Consider the following 20,454-nt stretch of genomic DNA (forward strand, 5'->3'; position numbering starts at 1 on the left):
AAATGCTTGAAAAATAAAAAAATGAAATGGTTGTCCCTTTTGACCACAGTCGGACTTTCAATAGTACTTTTCTCATGCAATACGGATAATCCTCCTTCCCCGGCACTTTCGCCTGACAAGGCCCTTGGTACTTTTGTACTGGCCGATGAAAACCTGGAAATCGAATTGGTAGCGGCCGAACCCCTGGTCGAAGATCCGGTGGCCATAACCTTCGATGCCGCAGGTCGCTTATGGGTAGTCGAAATGTTGGGTTTTATGGCCGATATCGACGGAAATAACGAAAATGACCCAGTGGGTCGGGTATCCGTACTTTTCGATGACGACGGCGACGGGCGTATGGATCGGGGCCAAATATTTCTTGATAGTCTTGTGATGCCCAGGGCCATGGCTCTTGTTAAAGACGGAGTACTCGTCGCGGAAAACAAGCCGTTATGGTATGTTCAGGATACCGATGGTGACTTCAAGGCCGATACCAAAGTCTTGATCGACTCGACCTACGGAGGGTCGGGAATGCCCGAACATTCCGCAAACGGACTCTGGCGCGGGTTGGACAATTGGCTCTATAACGCCAAATCAAAATTCAGATATAAAAATGTCGACGGTCAATGGATCAAAGACGAGACCGAGTTCCGAGGGCAGTGGGGAATTGCCCATGACAACGCGGGCCGGTTGTTCTATAATTATAATTGGTCGCAGCTGCACGGGGATCTCGTTCCTCCCAACGTGTTGCTCCGGAATACGAATCATACGCCGACCAGCGGTATCGATCATGGGCTGACCTTGGAGCGTGAGATTTATCCCATACGCACCAATCCTGCGGTCAATCGTGGGTATGTGCCAGGCACCCTAGACGAACAGGGGCGACTCTTGGAATTCGCATCCGCTTGCGGTCCTTTGATTTATCGCGGGGACGCCCTACCGGAAAACTATGCAGGTAACGCCTTTGTATGCGAGCCGACCGCCAATGTGATCAAACAGAACAAAATTACCGAAGAAGGCTTTATGTTGAGCGCCCAAGCCGTATATAAAGATCGGGAGTTTTTGGCTTCGACCGACGAACGTTTTCGGCCGGTTTCGTTGGCGCCGGGTCCTGATGGGGCACTCTATGTGGTCGATATGTACAAGGGCATTATTCAGCACGGCCCATACATGTCCGATTATCTCAGGGAGGTAAGCTTGAAGCGTGAATTGGACAGACCGATTCATATGGGGCGGATCTGGCGCATCAAAAAAAAGGGAAATCAACGGAAGAAAATAACGGATCTGACCAAAGCGGATTCAAAAACCTTGATCGGGTTATTGGGGAGCCCGGACGGATGGACGCGAGATACCGCACAACGGCTATTGGTCGAAAGGGGAAATGCGGGAACATCCGATTTAGGGAAATTAGTGGAAACAGGAAGTCCCTTAGGTCGATTACATGGTCTTTGGACCTTGGAAGGCCTGGGCGTAAAATCACCGGACATTTATCTTTCCGCTCTTTCCGCCGAAGACCCAGGGGTCGACCAAGCGGCGTTACGCATTTTAGGGAACCTTGGTTTCGATACCCTACACGTGAAAGCGGAAATCGAGCAATATGTCAGGTCGAATTATGACGGCGCGTCGCCATTGCTGCAGATGCAGATGGTGCTTTCTACGAATCAATTGGATTCGGAAATCACATTTGAGATCGCAAAGAAGTTTCTGAAGCGATATGGCGCATTGCCCGTTGCCCGCGATGTGGTCATGAGCAGTTTACAAGATAGGGAAGCCACAATGCTCTCCGATTTGCTTGAAAATCCGGATTGGAAAACCTACGACCAGAACCGGGAAATATTCATTGAAATGTTGGCTACCTCAGTGGCCAACAAAGGCAACGAAACGGAAATAAGCGGAATGCTGGGTTTGGCCTCTAAAAAACTTCCCGGAGCGGAAAGTTGGTTTCAGCCCGCACTGGTCAACGGCATTTTAAATTCCAGGGGATCTAATGAGGCCGGGGAAATTGCGTTCTCGGCCAGACCGAAATATCTCGATCGTGAGAACCTTGAAGAAGCCCTTAAAAAGAAATTCACATGGCCTGGAAAACCCAAAACCGAAGTAGCGGAATCGGAGAGGGCCTATGAGATCGACCGGGAACTCTTTGCGGTCGGCCGCCAAAATTACCTGAATCTTTGCGCTAGCTGCCATGGAACCCAAGGGGAGGGCATGAAACGTTTCGCACCACCCTTAAAAAACTCACCATGGGTTACTGGGGAGGAACATCGCCTTATCATGATTGTCTTGCACGGTCTGGAAGGTCCGGTTACGGTCAATGATAAAACCTATGATATCCCCGATATTTTACCCAGCATGCCTTCTTTTACGACCTTACAAGACCAGGATATTTCGGCGATTACAACGTATATCCGAAATTCTTGGGGCAATGCGGCGGAACCTATAAAAACCGGTACCGTAGGCCATATTCGTTTTCGTACTCAGGGTAAGATTACACCGTGGACGGCAAGTGAACTTGACACCTTGGTTTTTGATATCGACTTAAGCCGATAGTCGCCCGCTCTGGCAGTCCCAAAGTAGATTAGTTATGAGATGCGGCCTTGGTTAAGTGGTGAAACCCTGCACTACCAACTTGACATCGACCCAGTTCCTATCTATGTTCCATCTCATAATGCCGTTTCAAGATATCTTCGGCAAAATCGTTGGTAAGGTCACGCACGGCGGTATGCATGTGGTTGGCATCGTTCTGGGTGTTGTCGAACTCTATCAATAGCATCGGACCATGAATGCGATAGTAATGTGCCTTTCCCTCTTTGAGACTCCCTGCCCAAGCAAAATGCAGGTTTTCGATGCCCGCCTTTTCGATTTTCGCCATCAGGGTTTCCGAAAAATCGAAAATGTAATTGCCGACATAGACTTGCAACAGTTTCATGAACGTCTTTTTTTGCGCTTGGTCCAATTTACCGTATGCGATTCCTTCTTTTTCGATGTCCCCAGCCTCACGATGGTTCGCCGTAATGATTTCCGGTGGTGCCTCTTCAGAAAACTTGGCGATTTTCAACTGGTCGGCGGTCAGGGAATTGACAAGGGCGAACCCGAGCATAGATTCCTTTTTCAAGACCTGTTTACCTCGAGAATCGCCCTCTTTTACGATACCGGGATTGGAACCGAGAAACGTAGGGGTAGCAGACACGATTTTTCCATCGTCCGAGGTAAAGTTCAAAGAAATGTGGTGTCCTTCGAACCGCCATCCCCAAACTTCGGTGGGCGAAGGGGTTCCGAAGATACAGAAGTGGTAATTTAAGGGATCCCTTCTTGGGCGACCATCGGGCATTTTGTCATTGTCATCGTTCTCGATAGTGCGCAATACGTTTTCCAGCGACCTGATTTCCAAGGTTTTTTCGTATCCCTGTTTACTAAGGCATGCTTTTAACAAATCAAGGGCGGCCCGTTTTTGGGTTTCATCAAAATCATGAAAGGTGACCCCTTCCCTCGGCATGGGAACATAGTTCATGTTGTACCGTTCTTCATCTTCCAATGTAAAAAGGGTCTTTTCCTTCAATTCCTGGGAAAGGGTTTGCAAAAAGGCATTCGCTTTTTTGGATATATCCTGGGCCTCTGCCTTTCCCAATAAAAAAAGACATACCATAGTGAATGCGGCTTGTTTGATGGTGTGCGCGTTTATTTTTACTTTCATCATTATTTATTTAGGTTGTTTATCTCACTTTAATCGATAACTCACAAAGGCGACCCGTTGACTATCGGGCGACCAGCCGTGCCAATACGACGGACCGCCCGTCGTATCCCGATATTGTATGGAGGTCAGTCCATCGCCATGCACGGCCGCATCATCATAGGCCGACCCCGGCTCAAGACTTTGACGGATCATAAGACAGGCCTTGCGGTGGGGGTCGGTACCATCGCCCACCCATTCGATATCGGCCGCCAAGGAAACATCACTGTACATTTTCTTCCTTACAAAATGAAACTCGTCTGTCTCGCCCCACATATTGGTGCCGCTACCCGCCACTGTATACGTTTCGGTGGACGCATCGAATTCCGCCGAACCGGGATTCTTGACAGGACCGATATCGCCGTTCCCATCGAAGATATCCAGATTTTGGGTGTGCCCAAAGGATTTCCCCATCAGGGCGAGGACCAAAAAGTAGAGGGTCGGGAAATGTGTTTTCATGATTTACGTTGTTAAATAGGATCTTTAACGAAAAACGGTTTCCCCATGCCTCCTTTTAAACCCAAATAAATCGGATTGTGTTTCATCCAAATCTTCCGTGGTTGAAACAGAATAGGTTTTGTCCTTTAATTTCCAGCCCCTTTCCATGGCAGGCTTGCTTTCCATTGCATAGGTCAAGTCGCCGCCATTGATTAAACTAGAAATACCTAATAAAGTTCTTGAAATACGCTTTCCAATGCGTTTTCACGGATGAAATGTACACATTTTTCTTCCTATTACCCTTGGCTTTGATCGTAAATTTATTTCCGTCTTTCAAAGTTAAGGTAATCTTTTGGGAAAGTATAAAGTACCAATCTCGTTCAGAGCCGATCCGTCCGGTCTAAGGGGTAGTGATTGTTTTCGATGCAAAGTTAGAATGAACGCTTCTGAATGGGATTGCCGTTTTTATCCAGTTTCTATGCTATATTACCCTAGATATTGGATTAGGAAGTGATTTTTTGATTAAAAAGGATATTTTTCGGTATATATGCCGTTAAAAAATGATTTCATCTGATCTCGAAAGCCGATATTCTCGGTTCTAAACAAGACCTCTAAATGAGTTCATTCTCAAAAAAAATGCGATTACTAAGTGGGCATCAGTATCGCTTTTTCTATATTTGGTTAAACGATAATAACATTAATCGAAAATCATGAATCAACGTAGGGATTTTATCAAAAAGACGGCAATGGTAGGCACGGGAATAGCTGCTCTCCCCAATTTAACATTCGGTATCTCAAAATATGGAATGAAAGACAAGCTGAACGTGGGCATGATCGGAGTTGGCCTTCGGGGTACTAACCACATGAACAATCTTTTGCAAAGGGACGATGTTAACATCACCGCCATCTGCGATATCGATGACAATCGGATAAAGTTGGCTTTGGATGCCATATCGAAGGCGGGCGGGGCAAAACCCAAAACCTTCGGGAAAAGCGAGCAGGATTATCTCAATTTGTTGGCCCTACCAGAAATCGATGCCGTACTCATTGCCACGCCATGGCTTTGGCATACGCGTATGGCCGTAGATGCCATGAAGGCCGGGAAATTCGCCGCCGTAGAAGTTTCCGCCGCAAATACCATGGAAGAATGCTGGGACCTCGTCAACACCCATGAGGACACCGGCTCCCATGTGATGATTCTTGAGAACGTGAACTATCGTCGTGATGTATTGGCTTTACTAAACATGGTCAAGCAAAATGTGTTCGGCGAACTGATGCATTTTAGATGCGGCTATCAGCACGATCTTCGGGGCGTATTGCTCAATGACGGCAAAGATGCGTACGGCAAGGGCGTCGAATTTGGGGAGAAGGGGATCTCTGAATCCAAATGGCGAACGCAGCATTCGGTGCTTCAGAATGCCGATGTGTATCCGACCCATGGTCTGGGGCCAATAGCTGTTATGGACGATATCAACCGGGGTAACCGCTTTCTTTCCCTGACCTCACATGCCACCAAAGCCCGGGGATTGCATGACTACATCGTTGAAAATGGTGGGGAAGACCATCCCAATGCCAAGATAAGATTTAAAATGGGCGACGTCATTACCAGCACCATCGAAACCGCCAACGGGGAGACGATTATCGTGACCCACGATACCACACTTCCCCGACCGTATTCTTTGGGCTTCCGCGTTCAGGGGACTAATGGATTATGGGAAGTCGATGGTAACCGTATCTATATTGAAGGAAAATCGGCTAAACACGACGAATGGGATGTTGCCGATGAATGGTTGATGAAGTACGATCATCCCCTCTGGAAAAAATATGGCGAGCACGCGCTAGGGGCCGGACATGGCGGAATGGACTTTTTTGTCGATAATGCGTTTGTCGAATCCGCCAAACAAAACGTGGCTCCCCCAATGGACGCCTATGATGCCGCGGCTTGGAGTGCCGTTACTCCCTTGTCGGAGCTATCCATCGCCAACAACGGCGAACCGCAAGATTTTCCCGATTTTACAAGAGGAAATTGGATTAAAAGGAAACCCTACGACTGGATGAAGGATAGCTATTGAAGAATTGTTAACGAAGGATACCAAGAATCCAACAACCTATTTCTCACCCGCTTTTTCTAAACCAAAAGGATGCAACGATTTTCTTTCAAAAGCTGTCCGTGTTTCTCAATCCTAGTTACCGCCTTGGTGTTACTGATTTCGGGATGCCAATCAAAAAAGGAAAAAGCACCGATACAAGAAAATAGTGCCGAACGCCCCAACATCGTAATCATCTATGCTGACGATCTGGGCTACGGCGAACTGGGCGCCTACGGGGCAACCGAATTGGATACCCCGAATTTGGACAAACTCGCCAACGGTGGTATGCGCTTTACCCATGGCTATGCCTCGTCGGCCACTTGTACTCCAAGTCGCTATGCCCTGCTCACCGGAACGTATCCATGGCGAAACAAAAGCGCCAAAATCCTTCCGGGCACCGCGCCATTGATTATAGACACGACGCAGATGACCCTTCCCAGAATGCTCAGGGAAAAAGGATACAAAACGGGTATCGTCGGAAAGTGGCATTTGGGGCTGGGTTCTGGTAATGTGGACTGGAACCAACGCATCGCCCCCGGCCCCAATGAAGTAGGTTTCGAGCAGAGCTATATTATGGCGGCCACCCAAGATCGAGTTCCAACCGTCTACATCCAAAATGGAAAAGTGGTCAAGCTTGACCCGAGCGACCCGATTGAAGTAGATTACGATACCAACTTTCCGGGAGAACCTACCGGCAAGGATAATCCTGAACTATTGAAAATGAAATGGCACCATGGCCATAACAACAGCATTGTAAACGGTATTCCCCGCATCGGTTTTATGAAAGGCGGCGAATCCGCCAAATGGATCGACGAAGATATGGCGGACACTTTTTTGGCCGAGGCCCAAAAGTATGTTGCGGCAAACAAAAGCGAACCTTTCTTTTTGTATTATGCCTTGCAGCAGCCACACGTACCGCGTACCCCGAATCCCCGTTTTGTAGGAGCGTCCGGCATGGGTCCCAGGGGCGATGTAATCGTAGAGGCGGATTGGGTCGTCGGTGAATTTATTAAAACCTTGGAATCTGAGGGGCTACTAGATAACACCCTAATCGTATTTACCAGCGATAACGGTCCCGTTATAAATGACGGTTATTACGACGATGCCGTAGAAAAATTGGGCGACCACAAACCGGCCGGACCCTTGCGTGGCGGTAAATATAGCCTTTTCGAGGCCGGTACGCGTGTGCCTTTTATTACCTATTGGAAAGGGAATATTACGCCCGGAGTATCCGACGCCATGGTCTCCCAGTTAGACTTGCTTACTTCCTTAGCTAATCTGGTAGGTAGCGATAAAAAAGGGCAGGATAGTGAGGATCTGTTGGATGAATTCTTGGGAAATAGCAAAAAGGGCCGTGACCACATTGTTCTGGAGGCCACCAGCCGAACCGCTTTTCGCCAAGGAGATTGGGCGATGATTCCGCCTTATAAGGGCCCCGCGGTCAACACATCAGTGAACATCGAATTGGGGAACGACAAGACATACCAGCTTTATAATTTAAAGGACGATATCGGGCAGCGGAAAAACCTGGCGGAATCACATCCTTTAAAACTAAAGGAGATGAATTCTGCCTATAAAGAAATCCGTGGTGAAGGGGCGGATAAGGTGGAGGCGATGGAGCTTAAGTGAGGGGTTTAATCCCCTGCAGTTGCAATGCCATGATTCGTTAGTTTGGGAACTTCAATAGTTTCGTTGGGCACAAACTCGCTTGCTGGAAGGACAGGTTGCATTAATGGTAACGAATTACTTATTTGTATTTTTTTATTTCTTAAAGTCAAAATCCCCAACTTTTACTTCTTTTTCTTCCCAATACCTTTCATCTTTAAACCCAAACTGGCTAGGTTTGAAGTCCCCCACTAGCCCTACATCCGCTTTCTCCGGCACCTCCATATCCATGGCCCAAAAAACGCCATTGACCAACAGTCTTCTGGTTCCTTCGATCAACATATCGCTGGCGGCACCGACCGTTGACATAAAGGCTTTCCCTTTTTTCCCGCCGGGCAGTTGGTAGCTTTTGGTCCATACGATGGGCATTTTGATATCGTTTACGGTTTTCCCTTCATTGTTGACTTTGGCCACTTCATCATCGGAGGGCTGCATTCCGAAATAAATATCGGTTTCGTTGTATTCCCCTTTTCGGTTCATTACTTGACCGTAGACTATCGGTTTTGCATCACCCGGAAGCGGCAAACGGACTTCATACACATCGGAAGCGCCCCATACATCGCCATCGGCAATTCCATTTGTTATTGGATGATCTCGGGCATCTTCGAAAATCATTCCCCTTTGGCTTTGATGTTTATGGTGGCCATAGTGAGCGACCCATTTTTCACCCAAGACGAGGCGGCCAAAACCATCGGTCCATTCCGTTTTATCTCCGGCGTATCCGTTACTATATCTTTTGTAGCTGGAATCTGAATCTTCGGGGAACATAAAGGCATGGGTCGCGGTACGGATGCCCATCACCGGCTTTCCTGCCATCAGATAGTCATCGATATGTTTCATCTGGTCATCGGGCAAGGCGCGGAACCGGGTAAAGATGATCATCATATCTGCAGTATCCAAAGCTTCCAGCCCCGGGATATTGTTTACGTAATTCGCATCTATGATTCCCGGATTTTCAGGATTCTGGGCAAATAGTACGGTACAGTTAAACCCGTGGTGTTCGGACAATATTTTCGCCAATTGCGGTAAAGCTTCCTCGGAACGATATTCCTCATCCCCAGAAATCAGAACAATTTGTTTGGCATCGGCACCATCTCCCTCAAATGTCAACCATTCCTTTGGCGGTTCGACCACTTGCTGTGTTTCGGCAGCCCCTTTTTTATCCTCTTTACAAGCAAATAGGGTGCAACAAATAAAAATATAGATCAGCTTTTTCATGCTTAGGAATTTTAGTTGGATTATTTTTTATAACCCATGACCGGATATAGTCCAGGGTCAATTTCGAAAAAAGTGTTTGAGTTTATAAGTTTAGATTTGTGAAATTTTGTGCCGATTCTTATTCCGTTTTTTACTCCTCGATCCCTTTCTTAATCAACCGAAGTCCTTCTGTATAAATTTCTTTGGATACCGAATAATCCCGCCAAACATTAATGGCATTGGCGAATTCGGGAATGATTGTACTAAAGGCTTCGATAGTCAACCATCCATCATAACCGACTTCCCTTAAAGTGTCAAAAACGGTATTCCAATGCACCTGTCCGCTACCTGGGGTACCCCTGTCGTTTTCACTGATATGTACGTGTTTGAGCACTGGGGCGATGGTCCTTAGAGCTTCCGCTTGGCTTTTCTCTTCAATGTGCGCATGATGGGTATCGAACATGGCGCCCAAATTCGGATGGTCAACAGCTTCTACTAAGGTTTTTAGGTCGGCCATTGTATTGTATAAATAGCATTCAAATCGATTGACGGCTTCGGGGGCTAGCATAATATTAGCCTTTTGTGCATACTCGGCCGCCTTTCGCAACTGCTCGGCACTCCGTTTGCGTTCGTCCTCGGTCGGTGGCTGTCTTGTAAAATAAGCAAAAGTAGAATGGAAAGGGCCGCAAATCACCTCGACGTTCGCTGCCTCGGCAACATCTATCGACCATTTTAGTTTATCCAATCCGGCTGCTCGAAATTTTGGGTCAGGGCTTGCAATATTCTCTTCCGGTGCCAAACTGGCCACGGCGGTTACACCTAAGTCCATCTCGGAAAAATGGGTGCCAAGTTTTGTATAATGCGCGACACTACCCTCCGATAAGAACAACTCGATACCATCATAGCCCGTTTTTTTTAAGGTGTCCACAATAGGATAGTGTTCTTCCGTCACATGGTTGGTCCAAAGCAACATATTCATACCGATTTTCATAATCCTTTTTTTTGGTTTTCGATGGTTTAATAGGGTCAAAAAATAGGCTTTGTACCATATGTCTGAGCCTTTCGGCTACACTCAAGATAAATTAAAGTTGAGAACATCAAATTGCGCACTATCAACAAGGTCTTAACCGCTCGACTCGACAAATACGTCGTTAACTATTTTTACTTAGACCCTAAAATTACGTCCCCATCAAATATATATGGAAACTCAAAAGTAAAATTCCTGTATTTTCTGAAAGACCGATACTTTTTTGTCCTTAAAATTTGACGGAATGACATATTCCATCCGAGTTAAGACATACCGGTCTTTATATCCAAGAACAATTTTTGATATTCATGGGGACTCATTTTTACGATGGACTTGAACTGCCGATTAAAGTTCGATAGGGTATTGAAACCACATTCATAGGATATTTGTGAGATATTGAAATTATCTTCCAAAAGTAGTTTACGCGCATGCCCTATCCTGATTTCATTTACAAAACGTGTAAAAGTTTTATTTGCTCGCGGCTTGAAATATCTGCAGAACGAGGTAGTGGTCATGTGTAGTAGGTCCGACACGTCGCTCAGTTCAATTTTGGTCGTGAAATGTTTCATCACGTAATCGTAGACCAATTGCATCTTATCGGCGTCGTCCGTTTTGAAGACATTTCTATAGCCTGGGCTTGACAGTAGATTGTACTCTTCGCTATTGGCCATGACCTCTAAAATTTCCAGTAGTCTGATGATACGGCGAAAGCCTTTCTTTGGCGCGATATTTTGCATGAGGCGATACACTTGCTCGGGCGTGTCTCCATAAAATTCCATACCTCTTGACGCGTTTTCGACCAACTTCTTTAAAGCGTAAAATTCTTCGCGGCGCAAAAGTGGCGGACTCATTAACTCCTGGTCAAAATAGATGACCATGGCGTGGGTCGAAAGGGCATTGTCCTTTTCAAAATAAGGTTCATCGCTCCTCCATAAATGCGGAAGGTTCGGAGGGGTCAGTACCAAATCTCCTTCCTTGAAAGGTTGTACGTTATCCCCTATGAATCGCGTGCCTTTTCCTTTTATAATATACGATATCTGAAATTCGGGATGAAAATGCCAGTGGGGATTAAAATAGGGACTCTTCAGGTCCTTAAAAATAAAGGCCTGTCTCGAGGTAATGGTTTTTTCAATATTAGGGCTACTCATAATTTTCCCTTCAAATAGGTTCTACGGGAAAGATAAGACAAAAAAGTGTCATCTTTTACTAAGATATAGGAAATATCAATGAGTAAGGTGTATTAGATTTGTAAGGATAGTATTTGGGATACTGAAAAAGTGGGGCCAGATATATAAGGAGGATGCAAAATTAGCCGTAAGAAATTGTAGGATGCATTTAAATAATAGGTGAGGTTCAGTATATGATTACCTGGATATTACTTATATTTATGGATGCCTTTGTAGACTTCAACTAGAATGTAATAGAATAAAAAATCAAAGCAGATGCCAAAAAATAATTTTCCAAAACTGCACAACGCTTCTTGGCCGGGAGTGGTCGGTAAAGGTCCCGATTCCGAACCGGCCATCGATATCGATACCATGATCGAACTTACCGCGAACGCGGAGGTCGATGGTGTGAAATTCGACGGTTTCGACCTTTTTGCGGCCGACCCCCATTTGGATATCGACTCCAACGATGACAATATAAAACGAATGGCGGATAAGGCCAGGGCAAAAAACCTGGAAATCGGAAGCCTGGTGGCTCCCATTTGGGGAGGTGTCGGCGGTGGTTCCGCCATGGGCTCCTCCGAAGAACGACAGCAATTTGTCACCCAGGTACGCAAAGCCTGCGAGATCGGACAAAAATTGCGTGAACTGGGTATCCGGCCGTATGGAGTGGTTCGCATCGATTCGTCCGTAGACCCTAAGAGCTGGGCGGCGGACCCTACCGGAAATACCAAATTAATAGCCCAGACCTTCCGGGAAGCCTGTGACGTGGCCGCCGATTATGGTGAATCGCTCGCTGCGGAGGGTGAAATCTGCTGGGGCGGGATGCAAGGCTGGAAAACCATGATTAATACCTTGGAGGCCGTCAACCGCCCGAACATCGGTTTCCAGGCGGATATGGCGCATACCTTATTATATCTCTTGGGATACAACAAGCCTGACGAACGCATTCTTCCCAAAGATTTCGATTGGAAGGATAGGGAAGCCTTGACGAAAGGTCTCAAAGAAATGACTGCCGCCTTAAGGCCATGGACGATAGATTTTCACGTCGCCCAGAACGACGGTACCGTCTTCGGTTCCGGTTCACATGAAAAAACGGGAAGGCATTGTTTGGCCGACGACCCCAATGGCAAATTGGATATCGCCGTCGATGCCGGTCACTGGCTCCGTGACGAATACGGAAACCTGACCAAAAAAATCAAACACATCTGCTGGGACGGCTGCATGTTCCCCAACGACGTTATGATGAAACCCAAAACTTGGAACGATATTTTGGGAGCCATGATACAGGTGCGCGAGATGCATGGGTGGCATGAAGAGGAGTAGGCAGTGGTAGTAGCATTATGCAGGAATCAAAACTTTAAAAATTATGAGCAAAAAAAAGGACTTACGTATCGGTCTAGTAGGTTACGGTTTCATGGGCCGAACCCATTCCAACGCCTATAGAAGGATACCCAACTTTTTTCCCGAGTTACAATATAATCCCATTTTAAAGGCCGTTTGCGCCCGAAACGAAGAGCGGGTTACCGCATTCGCCGAACAATGGGGCTATGAATCCATTGAAACGGACTGGCGAAAATTGGTGGCCCGCGACGATATCGATGCCATCGATATCTGCACCCCGAACAATATGCACGCGGAAATCGCCATTGCCGCAGCGGAAGCGGGAAAAATGGTACTCTGCGAAAAACCCTTGGCCAGAACCGTTGCCGAAGCGCAGCCGATGGTCGATGCCGTTGAAAAGGCCGGGGTACCCAACACGGTCTATTATAATTACAGAAGAATTCCTGCAGTTACCTTGGCAAAACAATTGATAGACGCCGGAAAACTGGGTAAAATTTTCCATTACCGCGCGAACTTTTTACAAGATTGGACGATTAGTCCCGAACTCCCACAAGGCGGTGAAGGACTATGGCGTTTGGATAATTCCGCTGCCGGATCAGGGGTAACCGGGGATCTATTGGCGCACTGCATCGATACGGCAATGTGGTTGAACGGGGGCATTAAAGATGTGTCCGCCATGACCGAAACTTTTATTAAAGAACGGGTACATTCCAAGACCGGTGTAAAACAGGAAGTGACCATCGACGATGCCTGCTTGTTCCATTGCCATTTTGATAATGGTTCCTTAGGCCTGTTCGAATCCACCAGATATGCACGCGGACACAAAGCCCATTACACTTTTGAAATCAACGGCGAACATGCTTCGATTAAATGGAACCTGCACGACCTGTCACGGCTGGAGTATTTTGACCACCGCGACGAATCCATAGAGCGCGGCTGGCGTTCCATTCATGTGACCGACGAAGATCAGCCCTATATGGATAAATGGTGGGTACCGGGACTATCCATCGGGTACGAACACAGTTTTGTACATCAAATTGCCGATTTTCTAAAAGCTTTGGAAGAAGGAAAACCCTGCTCCCCAACCTTTAGGGAGGCCCAGGAAACCCAGAAAGTTTGCGAGGCCGTTCTGGAATCTGCGAAATCGCGAAGTTGGAAGGATACAGGGGTGGAGTGGAAGTAGCGATTAAATCGTAAACCAGAACATCTAGAAAGGGAAATTCAGACGAATAAAGAATCAAAAAAATGAGCAAGCAATTAAAGGGTTTTTGCCTTCAAGGCCGCGAAAGAATTTACCCCGGTTCGGGGGTATCCGTTACCGCCAACACATCAGTAGTCGAAATGGAAATCCCCGAACTGAAGGAAGGTGAGATTTTGGCGAAAACCTTATATACGGGAATCTGTGGTTCCGATAATAGCGCCTCCTTGGGAAAACCAAATTTCGATTGGGTCGAACGGCCGCGGATAATCGGACATGAATTCAGTGCCGAAATCCTGGAATTGGGCCCCGGCGATCATGGTGACCTGAAAGTAGGCGACCATTTCACGCCTTTGGCCATGTTGGGGTGCCAAGATGAGGAATGTCCCGCCTGTAGTGTAGCAAAATGGAACCTATGTCCTCAAAAACAAATCATTGGATTCCATAGAAATGGGGGTTTCGGACAACAGGTTGTATTGGAATCCGACAGGGTCGTATCACTCATGGAAGGACTGACGCCGCAACAAGGGGCTTTGGTAGAGCCTTTATCCGTCGTTGTTAATGCCCTGTACAGCAAATGTCATATCAAACCCGGCGACGATGTGGTAGTCACCGGATGTGGCATCATTGGCCTGATGTCCGCCGAATTGGCGAAGGCCGCGGGGGCAAGGGTAGTGGTGACCGGTATTGCCCACGACCGCGACATCCGTTTAAAAAAAGCGAAGGAACAGGGGTTCATAACCGTTGAGGTATCCCCCGAGAACAACCTCGCCCAACAATTGAAAGCTGGAATTACAGATGCCAAAGGAATTCCCTTTGGGAAAAATGGCCAAGTAGACCTGTTGATAGAATGCTCTGGCGTACCCCAAGTACTGACCGAGGCGATTTCCGTCGTTCGACCTGAGGGTGATATTTGCGTAATCGCTACCTATCCAAAAGAGGTTTCCATTAATGCCACCCATTTGACTCGGACCTCCTTGAACATGCGCGGCTCCATGGGATCTTGTCGGGCGGATTATATGGTCGCCCAAAAGTTGATGGCTACGGGCGTTTTCCCCTCGGAAGCCTACATCGACGCCTATGATTTTAAAGATATTACCCAAGCCTTCGAAGATTCCATTTCTGCGAACAATGTAAAGGCGGTAGTCAAAATGAATTGATGGGTTTGAAGAGGTACAATAAACACATAGCTATAATCTAACATCAAAAAATGTCCAGAATTTTTATAACAGGTGGTACAGGTTGCATCGGATCGGTCACAATTTATAAATTGTTACAGTCTCCAGAAGTTGAAAAAATCGTGATCGCTACACGCTCGAGCAATACAGATGCCCTACAACTTTGGCTGGGCGAAGGTTTGGACGCCCGTTTGGAATTTGTAAAGTTGGATGTCTCCAATTACGACGCTATAACGGAACTGTTGCCGAAAATCAATCCCACCCACATCATACATCTGGGGGCGTATCAGAGTCCGGATTGTTCCAGAGATCATATAGGGGGTATGCAAATCAATACCGGGGGCACGATGGCACTTTTCGACGTTGCGGAAAAATTGCCGGATCTAAAACGTTTTGTTTTTGCCAGTTCCGCGGCGGTTTATGGTAAACGGGCCATGTATTCACAAGAACTTATTTCGGAAAATGTGCCCTTGGCGCCTCCGAACCATTATGGAATCTGGAAATTGGCCGGGGAGCATTTGGCCCGATTCTTTTACGATAATACGGGTGTACCGACCCTGTGTCTTCGAATAAACACGACCTATGGCAAGGGCCGCGACAAAGGCAAGACATCGGCCCCGACCAATGCGATGAAAGCGGTGGCCATGGGTGCGGTATCCGGAAAGGCGATTCCCTTTGAAATGCCCTATCAAGGTCGGGAAAACTATCATTTTGTTGAAGATATCGGCAGTTATTTTGCCGAATGCAGCTTACAGCCTTATGAAGGGTTTGGGGCATTTAATGTTAAGGGTAAGACCATCCCTATTTCCGAATTTTTGCAAATTATCGAGGAGGAGGCCGGTACTTTGGACATGGGCGATTTTGCACAATTTTCCATAGCCGAGGGCGCTGATCCCAATCTTTTTGTTTGCGATCTCAACCATGGAAAAATCGACACTACATTTAAAAATATGCCCTTGACACCAATTGCGGAGGGAGTGCGAAAATCACTTATAGCGTTTAGGGATATGGCAGAAAAAGGTACTTTGGAATTTTCAAGTCCCGCCTCATGAAGACCATCGGAATAGGATTTATCGGGGCAGGTGACATCGCCGACCTCCACGCAGAAGCTATAAATGGACTCCCCGGTTCCGAGTTGATTGGCTTGTGGAATCGTACTGCGGAAAAAGGGCAAGCCAAAGCCAACAAATTCGGATGTAAAACCTATGCTTCGGTCGACGAATTACTAAAAGATCCAAAAATCGATGCCGTTTTCATTTTGACCAATATGGAAACACATTGCGAATACACGATTCAGGCTGCCCAGGCTAGAAAACATATTCTGGTCGAAAAACCTGCAGCCTCCACCATTACCGAATTGGAGCACATGCAGAACGCCGTTGAAAATGCAGGTGTAAAATGCATGCCCGTACATAATTACATTTACGAGCCGGGAATCGAAAGGGCAAAATCAATGATCGAAAGCGGGCGTTTGGGTGCGATTACCCAATTCTATATGATGTATAACATCCATCACGCACACGATATCAGGGCCCGTTATCCGGGTGTTATCCGACAGATTTTGACCCATCACAGCTACACCATGTTGTATTTGGCCGGACAACCGAAGACCGTATCCTGTTTAAAGTACACTTCGGATCCGACTTTGGCCCCCCAAGAGAACGTGGCTATGGCGAACCTAAAGATGCAGAACGGATCGCTATCCCATCTTTGCGCCAGTTTTGCCAACGACGACCATGCGGGCGACCCTTGGACGTGTATCATCAAAGTAATAGGAACAAAGGGAAGCACGCGATACAGTTACCGCGATTTCGTAATCAACGAAGCTAACGGGCCGCATTCGCAAACGTATCAATGCTATCCCGAATCCATAAAGAATACGGCAGTACACTTTATAGACAGGGTCATCCGAAATAATGAAAAACCCTTGTCGAGCTTGGCCGATGCAATTACCTGCCAGCGAATTATCGAAGCCTGTGAACGGTCGGAGGCAGAGGGGATTCACGTCGATTTAAATTTGTAAAAGTCCCAATTCAGATAATAAACAAGGGGAATTACAAGATATCCAGTGTTAAGTTAAAGCTGAAATGGCGTATAAGTCAATCGTGGATTTTGTGGTAGCCCTAGACAAAAAATCATTGCATAGACGTAGCTACGGAATTATTTTTTAACGACGGGATGCCGCAAAAGACGCATTGGATTATGCGACGATTTTGGCTTAACTTAACACTAACATCTAAAATTTACAAAAATGGTATATAGAAGTAAAGGTTTTATCGGAACGATAGTTTTGATAGTTTTACTTTTAATAAGCTGTACCGACGAGGAAGAAGGTAAGATACAAGTCCATAATCAAGACCATATCGTCCTTATCGGCAACAATCTCCCCTCCCGAATGATGAACTTCGGGCATTTTGAGACGGAACTGCAGCTACGCTATCCCGATAGCACCCTCTTCATCCGAAATATGGGCGATGGCGGTAATACCCCAGGTTTTCGGCCGCATTCGGCAAGGAATTCCCCTTGGGCATTTCCGGGCGCCGAAAAGTTCCAGACCGAATATGCCAATAAGTCGGGCAGTATCGGCCATTTTCCAACGGAAGATGAATGGTTGACGAGCCTGGGTGCCGATATCATCATCGGTTTCTTCGGTTATAGCGAGTCCTTTCAAGGTGAAAAGGGATTGCAGAATTACAAGGATGAACTGCACGCCTTTATCGAACATACCAAAAAGCAGAAATATAATGGCGAATCGGCACCGAAACTGGTACTGGTGTCGCCCATAGCCTTTGAGGACCTATCGGATGAAATGGACTTGCCGAACGGCGTCGAAGAAAACAAGAACCTTAAGCTATATGCGGATGCCATGGCCGAAGTAGCGGCCAAGGACAGCATCCCTTTTGTGGATGCCTTTAAAGCTTCCAAAAAATGGATGGATTCCGAAGATAAAAACATAACGGCCGACGGTTTTCAACTCAATGACTACGGATACCAAAAGTTCGCCAAACTATTGACCGATGAAATTTTTGGAGCCCATGAAAGCGTGGCCGAAGCCAACCGCAAAGCGGTGCATGATGCGGTGCTGGACAAAAACTGGTATTGGCACAACGACTTCAAGATTCCGAACGGTGTTCATGCTTACGGTCGGCGCTACGACCCCTTCGGACCGGCAAATTATCCCTTCGAAATTGAAAAGATCCGTGAGATGACGGCCAACCGCGATACGGCCATTTGGAACGCGGCGGCCGGTAAGTCGACCGACTTGGTCGCCATGGATGCCAAGACCGAAAAACTACCTCCGGTAAAGACGAATTATAAAGAAGTCGATGGGTCTGGGGACCCAAAATACCTGTACGGGCAGGAAGCGCTTGATAAAATTAAGGTTCCGAACGGCTACAAACTCGAACTCTTCGCTTCGGAAGAGGAGTTCGAAGATCTGGCCAACCCGGTACAACTGTCCTTCGATAACAAGGGTCGGTTGTGGGTGGGCGTCATGCCTAGCTATCCGGCCTACAAACCGGGCGACCCCAAACCGAACGATAAACTGCTCATTTTGGAAGATACCGATAACGATGGCAAGGCCGACAAGCAAACCGTTTTTGCCGACGGCTTGAGCATGACCATTGGTTTTGAGTTTGCGCCCGAAGGGGTATATGTTTCGCAGGCACCCAATCTTGTTTTGCTGAAAGATACCGATGGCGACGATAAGGCCGATACCAAAGAAATCATACTTAGCGGCTTTGACGACCACGACACCCACCATGCTATCAGTGCCTTTACGGCCGATCCTTCAGGTGCCCTTTATATGGGAGAAGGTGTCTTTTTGCATACCAATGTAGAAACTGCCTACGGTACCGTTCGTGCCACCAATGGTGGCTTTTACCGTTATAGTCCGCAACGGCATTATTTGGAACGTACCGCACAACTGCCGATTCCCAATCCGTGGGGGATTGCTTTCGATGAATGGGGGCAACCCTTCTTCGCCCACACCTCGGGTCCCGATGTGACCTGGATGATGCCCGGAACGATCAAGTCCCGCTACGGCCAATCGAACCCGCTTCCCCAAAATATTATCGAGGAAGCCCATCGGGTACGGCCTACATCAGGACTGGAATTTGTCTCGAGCCGGCATTTCCCCGATGAGGTACAGGGCGATATGCTGATCAACAATACGATCGGATTTTTGGGAACCAAACAGCATATCGTGGTCGATGACCCGGAATCCTCAGGGTACACCAGTAAACATCGACTGGACTTGCTGACCTCGACCGATTCCAATTTTCGTCCCGTGGATATGGAATTCGCTCCGGACGGTTCGCTGTATTTCGTCGACTGGCACAATGTGCTGATCGGCCACATGCAGCACAACGCCCGCGACCCCCTACGCGATCATGTGCACGGAAGGATCTATCGCATGACCTATCCTTCAAGACCTTTAGTACATCCCGCAAAAATCGACGGAGCAACTATTGCCGAGCTTTTAGAAAATTTAAAACTTCCCGAATACCGTTCCCGGTATCGTACCCGGCGTGAGCTTAGGGGTAGGGATGCCGATAAAGTGCTGCCCGAATTGAAAACTTGGGTCCAAGATCTGGACAAAGACGATCCCCGTTACGAACACCATGTGCTGGAAGCCCTTTGGGTGACCTGGGGTCTGAACCAGGTCGATGAAGATCTATTAAAACAAATGTTGAACGCCAAGGATTTCAGGGCGCGTGCCGCTGCGGTACAAGTGTTGCGCTATGCAGGTCACCAGATTCCCGAACAGGCCGATCTGTTGATGGCCGCTGCCAAAGACGAAAATCCGCGCGTACGTTTGGATGCCCTGGTCGCCGCTTCTTGGTTGGATGAGAAAACGGGAGTACCCATTGTGGAAGCCGCCGGAAAATTACCAATGGACGATTGGATGCAAAAACCTTATGAGGCGGCCCTGGCCCATTTGAAGGGATACAATTTGGGGGAGGACGAGTCCCACAAAACGAAAACAACTCTTGAAGGAGCCGCCAAGGAACTTTTCGTCAAAGGCGAGGAAATCTATAACCGCGAAGGCTATTGCGTCACCTGCCACCAACCGGATGGTAACGGACTGAGCGCTTCCCAATTCCCCCCACTTGCCGGCCAAAAATGGGTCACCGGGAGTGAAGAGCGTCTGATAAAGATAGTCCTTAAAGGATTGATGGGCCCGCTCGAACTCGAAGGCAAAACCTACCCCGGTCAAGTACCCATGACGCCCTTTGGAGGGATGCTCGATGATGAAGAGATCGCATCTGTATTGACCTTTGTCCGAAACACCTTTGGCAACAAGGCAGACCCAATTTTACCGGAAAAGGTTAAAGAGGTACGGGAAGCCATTAAAGATAAGGAAGGTTTTTATTCCCCCGCCGAACTTTTGGAAGCGCATCCGATGTGAGGAATTTTTGGTTTCGTTATTTACAAAAAAGTGGA

Annotated in this window: 15 protein-coding genes; 9 read left to right on the forward strand and 6 right to left on the reverse strand. The window is 47.4% G+C overall.

What is annotated here, in order from left to right:
- Positions 1–6 precede the first annotated feature (6 nt).
- Positions 7–2,526 carry a DUF7133 domain-containing protein gene (locus tag BLT07_RS04875; protein ID WP_245726453.1) on the forward strand — a complete coding sequence of 840 codons (2,520 nt, stop codon included), beginning with the start codon at positions 7–9 and terminating at the stop codon, positions 2,524–2,526.
- Between the two features lie 97 nt (positions 2,527–2,623).
- Here the strand turns inward: BLT07_RS04875 and BLT07_RS04880 are convergent, their stop codons facing one another.
- The 3 genes from BLT07_RS04880 to BLT07_RS21685 form a co-directional block, all read right to left on the reverse strand.
- On the reverse strand, positions 2,624–3,673 hold the full coding sequence (locus BLT07_RS04880) for a DUF3500 domain-containing protein (protein ID WP_091866331.1): 1,050 nt from the start codon (positions 3,671–3,673) through the stop codon (positions 2,624–2,626).
- Positions 3,674–3,694: 21 nt separating this feature from the next.
- Complete coding sequence (locus BLT07_RS04885; protein WP_091866333.1) at positions 3,695–4,165, reverse strand: PD40 domain-containing protein; 471 nt, start codon at positions 4,163–4,165, stop codon at positions 3,695–3,697.
- Positions 4,166–4,361: 196 nt separating this feature from the next.
- Entirely contained in the window at positions 4,362–4,535 is a 174-nt protein-coding gene (locus BLT07_RS21685; RefSeq protein ID WP_394331304.1) for a glycoside hydrolase domain-containing protein, read from the reverse strand.
- 319 nt (positions 4,536–4,854) lie between these two features.
- Between BLT07_RS21685 and BLT07_RS04890 the strand changes: the two genes are divergently transcribed.
- Both BLT07_RS04890 and BLT07_RS04895 read left to right on the forward strand, forming a co-directional pair.
- Positions 4,855–6,216, forward strand: a complete 1,362-nt coding sequence (locus tag BLT07_RS04890) for a Gfo/Idh/MocA family protein (RefSeq protein WP_091866335.1) — start codon at positions 4,855–4,857, stop codon at positions 6,214–6,216.
- Between the two features lie 69 nt (positions 6,217–6,285).
- Entirely contained in the window at positions 6,286–7,863 is a 1,578-nt protein-coding gene (locus tag BLT07_RS04895; RefSeq protein WP_091866336.1) for a sulfatase family protein, read from the forward strand.
- Between the two features lie 132 nt (positions 7,864–7,995).
- Here the strand turns inward: BLT07_RS04895 and BLT07_RS04900 are convergent, their stop codons facing one another.
- From BLT07_RS04900 to BLT07_RS04910, 3 genes are all read right to left on the reverse strand, one after another.
- Entirely contained in the window at positions 7,996–9,117 is a 1,122-nt protein-coding gene (locus tag BLT07_RS04900; RefSeq protein WP_091866338.1) for a ThuA domain-containing protein, read from the reverse strand.
- A 130-nt stretch (positions 9,118–9,247) separates the two neighbouring features.
- Positions 9,248–10,087: a sugar phosphate isomerase/epimerase family protein gene (locus tag BLT07_RS04905; RefSeq protein ID WP_091866340.1), complete on the reverse strand. Its 840-nt coding sequence runs from the start codon at positions 10,085–10,087 to the stop codon at positions 9,248–9,250.
- A gap of 299 nt (positions 10,088–10,386) precedes the next feature.
- Positions 10,387–11,271: an AraC family transcriptional regulator gene (locus BLT07_RS04910; RefSeq protein WP_091866342.1), complete on the reverse strand. Its 885-nt coding sequence runs from the start codon at positions 11,269–11,271 to the stop codon at positions 10,387–10,389.
- A gap of 294 nt (positions 11,272–11,565) precedes the next feature.
- Between BLT07_RS04910 and BLT07_RS04915 the strand changes: the two genes are divergently transcribed.
- The 6 genes from BLT07_RS04915 (at position 11,566) to BLT07_RS04940 (ending at position 20,419) form a co-directional block, all read left to right on the forward strand.
- Positions 11,566–12,615, forward strand: a complete 1,050-nt coding sequence (locus tag BLT07_RS04915; RefSeq protein WP_091866344.1) for a sugar phosphate isomerase/epimerase family protein — start codon at positions 11,566–11,568, stop codon at positions 12,613–12,615.
- A gap of 43 nt (positions 12,616–12,658) precedes the next feature.
- Entirely contained in the window at positions 12,659–13,816 is a 1,158-nt protein-coding gene (locus BLT07_RS04920; protein WP_091866346.1) for a Gfo/Idh/MocA family protein, read from the forward strand.
- A 62-nt stretch (positions 13,817–13,878) separates the two neighbouring features.
- Positions 13,879–14,991: a zinc-dependent alcohol dehydrogenase gene (locus tag BLT07_RS04925; RefSeq protein ID WP_091866348.1), complete on the forward strand. Its 1,113-nt coding sequence runs from the start codon at positions 13,879–13,881 to the stop codon at positions 14,989–14,991.
- Between the two features lie 50 nt (positions 14,992–15,041).
- Positions 15,042–16,061, forward strand: coding sequence for an NAD-dependent epimerase/dehydratase family protein (locus tag BLT07_RS04930; protein WP_091866350.1), 1,020 nt, complete (start codon positions 15,042–15,044; stop codon positions 16,059–16,061).
- The gene (locus BLT07_RS04935; protein ID WP_091866352.1) at positions 16,058–17,032 is read left to right on the forward strand and encodes a Gfo/Idh/MocA family protein; all 975 of its coding nucleotides are present in this window, start codon (positions 16,058–16,060) and stop codon (positions 17,030–17,032) included. The genes BLT07_RS04930 and BLT07_RS04935 overlap by 4 nt, the downstream gene beginning before the upstream one ends.
- A 228-nt stretch (positions 17,033–17,260) precedes the next feature.
- On the forward strand, positions 17,261–20,419 hold the full coding sequence (locus BLT07_RS04940; protein WP_091866354.1) for a PVC-type heme-binding CxxCH protein: 3,159 nt from the start codon (positions 17,261–17,263) through the stop codon (positions 20,417–20,419).
- Positions 20,420–20,454 lie beyond the last annotated feature (35 nt).

Source organism: Pricia antarctica (assembly GCF_900101815.1).
In the GTDB taxonomy this organism is placed as follows: Bacteria; Bacteroidota; Bacteroidia; order Flavobacteriales; family Flavobacteriaceae; genus Pricia; species Pricia antarctica.